Source organism: Reichenbachiella sp., from assembly GCF_039944555.1.
Lineage (GTDB): Bacteria > Bacteroidota > Bacteroidia > Cytophagales > Cyclobacteriaceae > Reichenbachiella.
Genome location: NZ_JBDUYN010000006.1, coordinates 954,271 through 965,255 on the forward strand (window position 1 = coordinate 954,271; position 10,985 = coordinate 965,255).

The following is a 10,985-nucleotide window of genomic DNA, read 5'->3' on the forward strand; positions in this document are numbered from 1 at the left end:
TATTGTTTGTTTTTATGTACCTCATGGAATTATTCTTCCTCCATCGTTACATATTTTGTGCCGAAAATTGGTAGTTGCTTAAATTATCTAATCAACGCAACCCCACCTCTCTGTTCTATTCGACCAAGCTCAGGTGTCAGAGAACTTGTGAATCGCATCACATAAATGTAGGTATCGATCTTTAGCAATTTACCCGCGTATACACCATCCCATCTAAAATCAATATCATTGGATTGGTATACCAGCTCTCCCCAACGCGAGAATATTCTGATTTCAAAATCATTTACGTAAGGATTTGGATAAACAAAAAACTCATCGTTGAATCCAGGTGAGGTTTCTGGAGTAAACGCATTAGGAGCATAAACTCTTGGCAAACAATCATCAAGTACTTCGATGGCATCTCTGATACAGGTAAATCCATTACTCAATGTAACTTCATAGATGCCTGCATCACTAGTCGTATAAACCCTATCTGTTGAGAGGATCACATCGTCGTTTATGATAGTCCATTCGTAGGTGCTAAATAGTCCTGGATCCAGCGCAACCGAATTATTAGCAGGATCAGGATCTTCGCTACAAAACATCTCTCTTTCTCCTAGCAATAATTCATCCTCGCTGATTGGCACAACCATTACATTGAGAGAAGCATTTGCAGTACAAGTACTCACAGTAGAGACTACATCTATGGTATATAGCCCACTTTCCGCAATTGAAATTTCCGCACTCTGATTAGCAAGAGCTGCTCCGTTAGGATCTGTCCACGTAAATATCACATCTTCTGAAATATTTGAGTAGGCAGTCAAAAAAACCTCTCCATTTTCATCACAGTTAGGCGAAGCAGCAGCAAACACTGTCAGTTCACTAAAAACGTTAACCTCTGAGGTCGCAGTGCCAGTGCAGCCGGTACCCTGGTCTAAGACCAAAACTTCATAAGTCCCCGAAGACACAATTCCTCTTCTAGACCCATTGTCTCCATTGTCCCACTGATAACCACCGTTGCCAACCAATCCGTTGGTCACGTTGGCAAACAAAATGAGAGATCCCATGCATTCCGCTCCCTCGGTTAATATTTCAACTTGAGGAGCAGCGCTCTGAGTCACGCTCACTGAGGTAGTTACTTCACAGAATCCAGTTCCCGAAGAAGTCACCGAATAGTTTCCTCCAGCAGATACAGTGATTGTTTCTCCCAAAGAAGAACCTACAATACCCGGCCCACTCCATGTGTAGTTGATAGCTGGATCAACCGTCGTTGGAAAAATACTGATCTCCCCTTCAATTCCACAAATATTTTGTGGTGTAGTAGCGTATTCTGCTAAGGGGCTTCCGTTCAAAACAACATTGTCCAAAGTCTGAATACAGTTATTTCCACTTACAAGCTCCTCAACTGTTATTGAATAGACACCCGAATCGAGATTATTAACCGGAAACGTTGGCGCCGGAGAAGCACCGGCTCCAACTACCAGATTTCCAAACTGATCGTACAATTGGTAGGTTACGTTGGCCGGAGCGGGGCCAGCTAATTCAAAAGTTAATATTCCATCGCCCGGACAATCCGGAGTCTCTACATAGTTATCAATGGTGAAAGTCGCACCTCCGTCATCGACCGTCGCAACTTGATTGAGCGAACAGCCAGTCAAAGTATTCGTAAGAAGTACGCTATATCCTCCGGGAGCCAATGCACTCGGCGTGGGAAAGTTTGATGGACCAGTCAATATTTGAGGTGTCAGAGCTGTTGGTCCGGTAACAGAATAGTTGAAACTTCCACTTTCCGTCAAGTCGATGGTTATGGCACCGTCTACCGCCGAACAACCCGAAGTACTGCCTCCTATTGTTGTAAATGCCGGTAGGTTTTCCACAGAAAAGACCACCTGGTCGGTAGTGACGCAATTCAAGATATCCTCTACGGTGACTTCAAACACAAAGGTTCCTGGTACAGAAGTGTCCACGGTTTGGGTTCTTAGTACATTACCATTTGTCGAACCATTAAGTTGCCAGGTATATACAGATCCCGGGTTAGCAGCATCCAAATCTGGGAATGCAGTATCCTGACAAATAATCTGATCAGTACCTAAATCGACCACCGGGCGCGTGTCATCAACAAAGGATTCTCTAGGATCAGATTGACAACCGTCCGTATTGGTAATAAATACAGTAATGAGACTTGCACTACTTACTGTAATCGCTCTGGTAGTTTCACCAGTTGACCAGGTATATCTAAATGCAGCTGTATCCACAGGCCATGCCTCCAAGGTAACAGGGCCATTACAAAGAGCTACAGCATCAAGCACAGTTGGTGTAGCGGGAATAGGAAATATATCTACGGGCTCCACAAAAAGAGTATCCAATCCACAGCGATTGGTGACATTCAAGCTCACATTATAAGTTCCTGAGAGATTATAGATGTGAGTCGTGTCTTCTACGTTGGCCGACGTACCATCATCAAAAGACCAGAAAAACTCATCAATTACTGATGTTCCGGTACCATCAAATGCCGTGGGCAAACCTAAACAGGGGTTTGAAAAGGCAATACCAGGGCTCTGCGTACTCAAAGGCAGTTCTTGCACAAAATTGGGAAGGCCTAGTCTACTTGTACGACCCATCAGGTCAAACCCTCCATCGTTAAAAGAAGCTGCTGTATCATCGCTGTTAGGACTGTTAATGGTTCCAACCGATGTTTGTCCATCGACTGCCATATATATTACTCCATCCGTGCCAGTTTGCAGTGCTCCATATTGTAATGCTGGGTCAGAACCTAAAACAAATTTAGTTGCTTCAATGTCAGCCTTGGCCGTAGGCGTACGCAAACTATCGAGATCATACTGCAAAAGATTAGATCCGCTCGGACCATTGGTACTCACGTATAGTCTCTGTAAACTAGATGAAAACTCCACACCATATATTAATGAAGGTGCAGGTTCTTGAATATCAATTTTTGCCAATCCTGTAATCACGCCCGAACTATCCGCAACATTGAATAACTCAATGTAGTTATCATTGGTATCCTGAAAAGCTAAAGCGATTACTCCACCTCCTGCAGCGTATTTCATCTGCGCTCGCCCTGTCTTTTCTTCATCCAGTCGCATCACACTTCCCGCTGAAGAAGTGATGGGTTGCCCCATTCCAAATGCCGTTAAAGGATATGATCTGAACTGATTGTTGCCATATTCATGTGTGACTAACCAAGTAATACCTTGTCCCAGACCGAAAGCAGTGATTCTTTCAGTGCTATTCGTGAATAAAGAAACATCCTTAACAATTACCTCTCCTTGTGCGGTATCCTTTCTCATATCCACTATAGCATACTTCATATCATAGCTAAAATCTCCATACACTGGATCTGAGGTAAATACATAGTAGATAGAGCTGTCATTAGGCACTGGCACGATCATAACACCCTGGCTGGAATTAGGGTCGCCTCCAATGTTATCTCCATTATCCATCACTCTATGGTTTTTGTTCCATACAGTCTGCCCATTGGTATAAAAAAGCAAATCACCATTAAGATCTGAAACCGATGATGCCCCTTGAGCAGAACTCATCAAGTTGGCATCTGTAATGGCTGCAGTGGCCGGAGGGTTAAAGTCAATACCAGCATTTTCGCCAAAGTACCATTGATTTCGAAAGATGTTAGTGTCTTCATAAGTCGTGACCTGAACGTAATCATAATTCACACAGCCCGTGGCAGCACTAACAACAGCCACTGAAAACAACCCCGTAGTATCTACATTGATACTTTGTGTGAACTCTCCTGTATTCCAAAAATATGAGGCCCCACCTGCACCTGCATCGTAAGTGAAAATCTCACCTACGCAACGTACGGTATCCATACCCAAATCAATCGTAAGATCATTGTCTACAACTCCCACTGATGTGGAATAGGTTTCAGTAACACCGTTCAATTCAACTGTCAATGAAACAGTATATACACCAGCAGACTGATATATATGAATTGGATTGATAGCATTAGTAGTAAACCCATCACCCAAATCCCATAAGTAAGACTGTGCCGGGGGTTCTACATTGGAGAAGAATTTTGTTGTGCGCAAAGCACAAGTGTCCATGTATGCAAAGCCTACCGAATCAAAAGCCTCAAAATGGGGAGCAGGAAAATGAGGAAATTGAGTCGCATTGATGGCAGAAGGAGTGAAGGCCAAGCTGTCGTAGCCCACATTAAAAAATAAGCTATCTGCGTGAAATACGCTATCCGCTTCCAATATCACGCCAATTTCAACCGCATCTGTACTTGTTTGCTGGTACAAGTGGTAAATATTCTGATCTGGTCCCCTTTGAACCCCATAACTCCTGTAAACCGGTTGGATTAGGACAGAATTGACCGTATTCAATGGGTCGAGCAAATTGTATTGATAAAGATTAGCTACTGTTCCTGCTCCTCCATGTCGAGAGATATATAAATTCTCTCCGTTGGAAGACCATTCAATGTCATAGATTGCTTCTGTGGCAAAATCATTGTTACCCGTATTAAGTATGGCTGTATTTAATGTTAACACACCAGTTGTTAAATTAAAGTCCAGCAGGGTAACGTTTCTATTAGCATCTCTTGGTGCTACTGCCAGAACTGAATTTACAGGGTCATAAGCGAATGATGCGGCTTCAAAATCCGGAGCGGTGACATCATTCAGATCGAATACTTGTACCACTGGATTCAGTACGCCACTGTTAATTTCTAATACTTGATAATCAAACGTTGTTCTGTCATTTGTAATCACCCAGTAATTGTCAATATCCCGTTGGATCACAATCATTCCTTCTCCAGGGTTATTCAACCCTGTACTTAAATTCTTGCGAGCGACATCCACATCACCAAGCGGAGGCTCTCCTCCGGCAGCATTCCCAGGTACATTTCTGTCGACAACTGTATATAATATCTCCGCTCCTGACCCACCAGGGTTAGTGAAAATGTAGTATTCACCATCATTGTATGGCATCGGCATAACTGATGCAGCTCTGTTAATGCTTGAATTTCCGCCTAAACCAGCCCCGTTTGGTACCAAATCATGATTAGTATCATAGACATTTTGACCATCTGTATAAAAAAGTAGATTGCCCGTAACGGGATCAGAAATCACTGCACCGCCACCTGTACCAAAAGGAACAAACTGAATGGTATCTAATTGTGCACGGGCATCGGACTTATTAAATGTGATAGTACTGGTAGAATTGCCAAATAACCAGTTGTATTCTGAGTAGTTTTGTGCTTGAAGGGAAATATTGAGTGACAGTAAGGCAAAAAATAGGGTCACAAAGTGCGCCCACTTCTGCTTAGTTGCATTCATCATTTCGATAAGGGTTCTCAAATCTTTAACTGTCCTTTTTAAAATATTTAAGCGTAATTTAATTATTGGCTAAAAATAACTCAATTACTTATACTAACGGTGACAAAATATATTTCAATGCAAATGACCCAACAAAAAATAATTCATTTCTCATTTGGGACAATATTTTATATTTTGCAACGATTCTATTTAAGGGCGTAAACCCGATTCAAACAAACAGATGCAAAGAATTTCTTTCGTTTTACTGATTATCCTTTCCCTGCTGAGTATTAACAAAGCATGGGCGCAAGACCCTCAGTTTTCGCAGTATTACTCAGCGCCATTGTATCTAAACCCAGCTCTTGCCGGTATTACGCAGCAAGGTCGTGCTGGTATCAACTATAGAAATCAGTGGCCATCTATCGATGCCAATTTCGAAACATTTTCAGTTTACGTAGATAATAATTTTGATGAGAAAAACAGCAGTGTTGGTTTACTATTTGTAAATGACAAGGAAGGCCTTGTTGGCCTTCAATCTAATGAAATTGCTCTTCAATATGCCTATCAGGTCAATGTAAACTATAAATGGGTATTTCGTCCAGCCTTTCAGGTGTCCTATACTTCTAGAAATGTGAATTTCAACAAACTGGTATTTGGTGACCAATTGGATAGCAATGGCAATACTGGTAATCCAAGCGCAGAACAATTCAATACAGACTGGAAGGTCAACTACTTCGATATAGCTCTGGGTGGTGTAGTTTATTCAGCAAGAACCTGGATCGGTGTTTCCATGCATCATATCAGAGAACCCAACCAATCCTTTTTAGGAGAAGACAGTCCTCTACCTCAAAAACTGTCTATACATGGTGGGTATCTGATTCCTCTAAGCACTGGATATTCCAGAGGCGAAACTGCTTCTGGCGCTAAGCGTAACTTGTCACCCACATTCAACTATAGAGTACAAGGTGAATTCAATCAATTAGATTTAGGTCTTTATTTTACCTGGGACCCTATCATTTTTGGTCTTTGGTATCGTGGAATCCCAATAAAGTCGCCAGAAGGCGGTGGATCAAATAATGAATCACTCATTTTCATGTTTGGAGTGACACAGAAGAAATTTACAATAGGATATAGCTTTGACTACACATTGTCCAACCTTGGTATACAAAGTGGTGGTGCACACGAAGTATCACTCACCTATAGCTTCAAGTGGGGTGATCCGCGGAAACCTTCGCGCTCTGTGCGAGAACTGAAGTGCCCACTTCCAATGATATTCTAAATTCAGAACTTCTCAAGTCGGTTATCCTAAGAATTCTTAGCTTTGCTCAAAACTAAGTATATGGATTATCAGACTATTCTCTACCTTCTCATCGGCATACTCACTTTTGATTTTTTTCTCAACAAAATTTTAGGTTATCTCAATAACCAAAGCAGAAAACAAGCTATCCCTTTAGAATTAGCCGATATTTATGACGAAAAGAAATATGCAGAATCGCAGTCATATCAGTCTGAAGTCTTCCGGTTTTCGATGATAAGTTCAACCTTCAGTTTCGTTTTGATGTTGGTATTTCTCTGGTTTGGAGGATTTGGCTGGATTGATGAATATTTGAGAGGTATAGCCCCGGTAGAGCCTTTAACTTCGCTTTATTTTTTTGGTATAATTTATCTGGCATCTGATTTAATCGGAACTCCTTTCGATTTGTACGGCACCTTCGTGATAGAAGAAAAGTATGGCTTCAACAAAATGACCGCTAAAACCTATCTTCTTGACAAGCTCAAAGGATACCTGCTAACATTAATATTGGGCGGCATAATCGCTTCACTTTTTATTGTAATGGTTATGTTTTTTGAGGAAAACTTCTGGGTTTACTTCTGGATTGCCATTAGCATATTCATGATTTTTATCAATATGTTTTACACCTCACTAATTGTTCCAATCTTCAATAAATTAAGTCCATTGGGAGATGGAAGTTTGAAAACTGCTATCACCAACTACAGCAAAAAGGTAGGATTCCCTCTGAACAACATTTTTGTTATTGATGGGTCAAAAAGATCTTCTAAAGGCAATGCATTTTTCTCAGGTTTGGGTAAAAAAAAGAAAGTGGTACTTTATGACACACTGATTGACAACCATAGCGATGAGGAACTTGTAGGTGTACTCGCCCATGAAGTTGGTCATTTTAAAAAGAAACATATCATTTGGTCAATGGTTCTCGGCATACTGCAGACAGGATTCATGCTCTGGCTTTTATCCAAATTTATTTTTAGTAGTGAAATATCGTGGGCATTAGGTGGTAATGTCACGGCTCTGCATTTAAATGTTTTTGCATTTGCGATACTGTTTTCTCCTATCTCTACGATTATCGGTGTTTTTATGAATTTATTCAGTCGAAAGAATGAATATGAAGCCGATGCCTACGCAGTGGAGACCTATGAAAAAGAGCCTCTTATTAGTGCACTAAAGAAATTAACCTCTGATAATTTGGGTAACCTCACCCCGCATCCATGGTATGAGTTCATGAATTACTCTCATCCCAGCCTCCTGAAAAGAATAAGGGCAATGAAACAGGTTAAATAAAGTCTATTTCGGAACGGAAAGGGAATTTCATAAAATACGAGTAAGCATCTTCAACACCCATTCGTCCTTTTATTATGTTGTGAAGCGTTTCGGTAATAGGTACTCTAATTTTGTAACTATTAGCTAATTTTTTTATGATCTTAATAGTGTTTACTCCCTCGGCAACCTCATCCATTGAGTTAATAATCTCATCCAATGTCTCTCCCTGAGCTAAACGGTAACCAACCGTAAAATTTCGACTGAGTTTAGAACTACAAGTAGCTACCAAGTCACCAACTCCTGCCAAACCAAGAAATGCTTTGGTATTACCTCCTAGTGCATTTCCAATGTATACCATTTCCACCATACCTCTACTAATAAGCATGGCTCTTGAGTTTTCTCCCAGCCCCATACCGCTTAGCATTCCAGTGCCAATGGCAATGATATTTTTTAATACTCCACAAAGTTCAATACCAATCAGATCATTGCTACCATACACCAAAAAGCGATCATTCTTCAAAAGCTTCTGTCCCTGGTCGATTACCTCTTCAAAATGGCTTGCTACTACGGTCGCAGCAGGCTGTTTTTCTTCAATTTCCTTAGCCAAATTTGGACCAGCAAGACAACCTACCCTCAGAACTGAAGTTTCTTCCAAAATCACCTCGCTCATCGTTTTTACATGATTTCGGGAAAGGGGGTTTTTCGATGTCAACTTAACACCTTCAGGAATATTTAGATCTAACCCCTTTGTACCATGTATGAGTATGTGATAAGGTTTGAGATATGGTGCCAAATCTTTTATCATGCTTCTAAAATTGGCAGAAGGAATAATAGGAAAAATAATTTCACATCTTTTACCAATCTCCGACAGCTGATTTGTGATTTCAATATTCTCAGAGAAATTAGATGAACCTGAACCTCTGGCTTTTTTTATGTGCTCAACTTTGTTCTTATCTCGAACGTAAAGCAGCACGTTAGTCTTCTCTGCCAGCATATTTGCGATGGCAGACCCAAAACTTCCGGCTCCAATTACGCCTACTAGTTTATCAGAGGTACTTTTCAAGCTCATAGCCTTCTAGCCTGTTATGATAATAGTACAGTAGGTTCATATTACGAATCTCCAAATCTCCATTTTTAGCAAACCCAAGCGGAGGTTGTGCATGATACATGCCGAGGTTCTTTACACCATGTTGGATCACATCGTCCTTGTCACGCTCCAAATGATCAGCCAATCCCACCTCACCTGCATCCTTCATCGCCTTAAGCGCATCTAAGAGGTTGGATATACCACCCCTGAAATCCTCGTGTGAAATTGTCAATTCATCATCTGACAGTCTTAAAAGACCATACAAGTCCAGTGCGCTGTTTTTTCTTCCTAACATTCGAAAGGCAGTAAAAGCTACTAAATGGCTGGAGAATACTCGATTATGCTTATGAAATTCTTTTACTATTTTCTTCCCTAGTATTCGGTTATACTCTTGTTCTCTCTGCGCGTCTTCAGTTATCTCTCCATTGGATCTAAAATAATCCTTCAGGTCAATTATATTACCATGTTTGTCAAGACTGTTGCCGTTTATATCAACTTCATTACCCAATACATCCAGTCCATTTCCAATACTTACAGAGATATTCGATCCACGAGTAAAAAACTTCATTAAGAATTTAGATATTTTGAACGAGGTTGTAAACTCGTCATTTTCCTCATAATATCTTTCTTGCCCTTTACTCTTTAAGTAATCGTTGATCAAACTTGGCGCTTCCAGGACAAAATGATAGTTCAAAGTTACAGGGACAATGAATATTTTTTTCTCTTCCGGTTTCTCTTCAAATTGAAATATTTGTCGTTGCGCCTCAATAGTTGTCCCCAATAGGCCAAGCTTCAGAGCCTTTTCAATTTTTCCGCTGCGCGACCTCGTGCCCCCTGGAAAAAACAGACTATGACAACCTTCTCTCAGGGCTATTGTCGAGTAGGATTTAAGGCACTCTAAATAAATAGCATTTTTCTTTCTACGATCAACTTTGTAAGCCCCAACACTGTTCATAAAGTAGGCAAATACCCTCAAATTGAAAAGATTGAGACCCGCACCATATATGAATGGTGGTAACCCCAAAAACTGAATAATCCAACCGATGAGTACTGAATCAATGTTACTGAAATGTGTGGGTACCATTACTACGGTACCAAGCTTTGCTAGCTTTCTGAGCTGATCTACTGAACCCTTAATATGTATTTTATCATCCAGGTCCAGTTGATTGCTAAATAGGGACCAAGGGCCTTTCACACGAGCTGCATTAAGTAATCGTCCAAATCCAATGGTCACTAATGTGCGAGCTACATGATAGTGAGAAGGATTAAAATTTCCAGCTATTTCGTTTCCATAGCGATTCAAAATTTCTTTAAGGATTTCCTTTAGCCGGACATTTTGCTCTTTCTTATCAAGACCATCCAATCTAACGATTCGCTGTTGAACTCCATCCCAAAAAGAATAATCGTCCTTAGGGTCGACTTTCCAAGGATGGTTTTTAGCACGCTGCTTTTCACGAAAGGCTGTCATTTCTATCTCTTCGCGTAACGTACGTCCACGATTGAGAGATTGCATATTATCGAAACTCTCCTCAACTACCAGTTGTATAAATTCCTTTCTCTTTTTGGCCATTTGTACAACAGGCCAATTTTTAGTGCTCTTTAGAATGGGTTTATACCTGGACTTTTTATTCCTTCTCCTTATCACCAATGGCTTCATAGAATTAAATTAAAAAGGATGAACTTGTCATTCACCCTTTAGAATCGGCAAATTAACGAATTATATGCGATTTATTGAGGGATTAGAATAAGGATATTGAACACTTAATGTTTTTAGCTATTGAAATTTGTTACTCAGGTTCATTTAGAATCCAATCTATAAAATCTTGCCCCGTTGTCTGGTAACGATCACGCCTTACACCGTCGTGTAATACCATGGTCCTGTTAAAAAAGGATGCTGTTTTAGCGATAATCCTTACCGGGGTGCACGGTCTGGCAACGATCGTTCGACGATGGCTACTCTCGTTCTGCGTACGGCCGCCTATTCCCTATTACCATAGTAGTTTTTGGGCATAAAAAAACCCTTACATCGTTGATGCAAGGGTTTTGATAAAAACTGGCGACGACCTAC

5 protein-coding genes are annotated in these 10,985 nt (G+C 40.7%); 2 read left to right on the plus strand and 3 right to left on the minus strand.

Going from position 1 to position 10,985, the window contains the following annotated elements; genetic code table 11:
* Positions 1-83: 83 nt before the first annotated feature.
* A complete protein-coding gene (locus ABJD64_RS08600) occupies positions 84-5,297 on the minus strand; it encodes a PKD domain-containing protein (RefSeq protein ID WP_348180391.1) in 5,214 nt (1,737 codons plus the stop codon).
* Positions 5,298-5,514: 217 nt separating this feature from the next.
* Here ABJD64_RS08600 and ABJD64_RS08605 point away from each other — a divergent pair, with 217 nt between their 5' ends.
* Together ABJD64_RS08605 and ABJD64_RS08610 are read left to right on the plus strand one after the other, a co-directional pair.
* A complete protein-coding gene (locus ABJD64_RS08605) occupies positions 5,515-6,552 on the plus strand; it encodes a type IX secretion system membrane protein PorP/SprF (protein ID WP_348180392.1) in 1,038 nt (345 codons plus the stop codon).
* Positions 6,553-6,612: 60 nt separating this feature from the next.
* Positions 6,613-7,851: a M48 family metallopeptidase gene (locus ABJD64_RS08610; protein WP_348180393.1), complete on the plus strand. Its 1,239-nt coding sequence runs from the start codon at positions 6,613-6,615 to the stop codon at positions 7,849-7,851.
* On the opposite strand, the gene ABJD64_RS08615 is transcribed toward ABJD64_RS08610, so the two are convergent.
* Both ABJD64_RS08615 and ABJD64_RS08620 read right to left on the minus strand, forming a co-directional pair.
* The gene (locus ABJD64_RS08615) at positions 7,844-8,899 is read right to left on the minus strand and encodes an NAD(P)H-dependent glycerol-3-phosphate dehydrogenase (protein WP_348180394.1); all 1,056 of its coding nucleotides are present in this window, start codon (positions 8,897-8,899) and stop codon (positions 7,844-7,846) included. The genes ABJD64_RS08610 and ABJD64_RS08615 overlap by 8 nt on opposite strands.
* Entirely contained in the window at positions 8,877-10,574 is a 1,698-nt protein-coding gene (locus ABJD64_RS08620) for a 1-acyl-sn-glycerol-3-phosphate acyltransferase (RefSeq protein WP_348180395.1), read from the minus strand. Before ABJD64_RS08620 ends, ABJD64_RS08615 begins: the two co-directional genes overlap by 23 nt.
* Positions 10,575-10,985 lie beyond the last annotated feature (411 nt).

What these genes read in the sequence shown, in the direction of transcription:
- ABJD64_RS08610 (WP_348180393.1), top strand. Translation starts at nt 6,613, where the DNA reads ATGGATTATCAGACTATTCTCTACCTTCTCATCGGCATACTCACTTTT.
- ABJD64_RS08620 (WP_348180395.1), bottom strand. Translation starts at nt 10,574, where the DNA reads ATGAAGCCATTGGTGATAAGGAGAAGGAATAAAAAGTCCAGGTATAAA.
- ABJD64_RS08605 (WP_348180392.1), top strand. Translation starts at nt 5,515, where the DNA reads ATGCAAAGAATTTCTTTCGTTTTACTGATTATCCTTTCCCTGCTGAGT.
- ABJD64_RS08600 (WP_348180391.1), bottom strand. Translation starts at nt 5,297, where the DNA reads ATGATGAATGCAACTAAGCAGAAGTGGGCGCACTTTGTGACCCTATTT.
- ABJD64_RS08615 (WP_348180394.1), bottom strand. Translation starts at nt 8,899, where the DNA reads ATGAGCTTGAAAAGTACCTCTGATAAACTAGTAGGCGTAATTGGAGCC.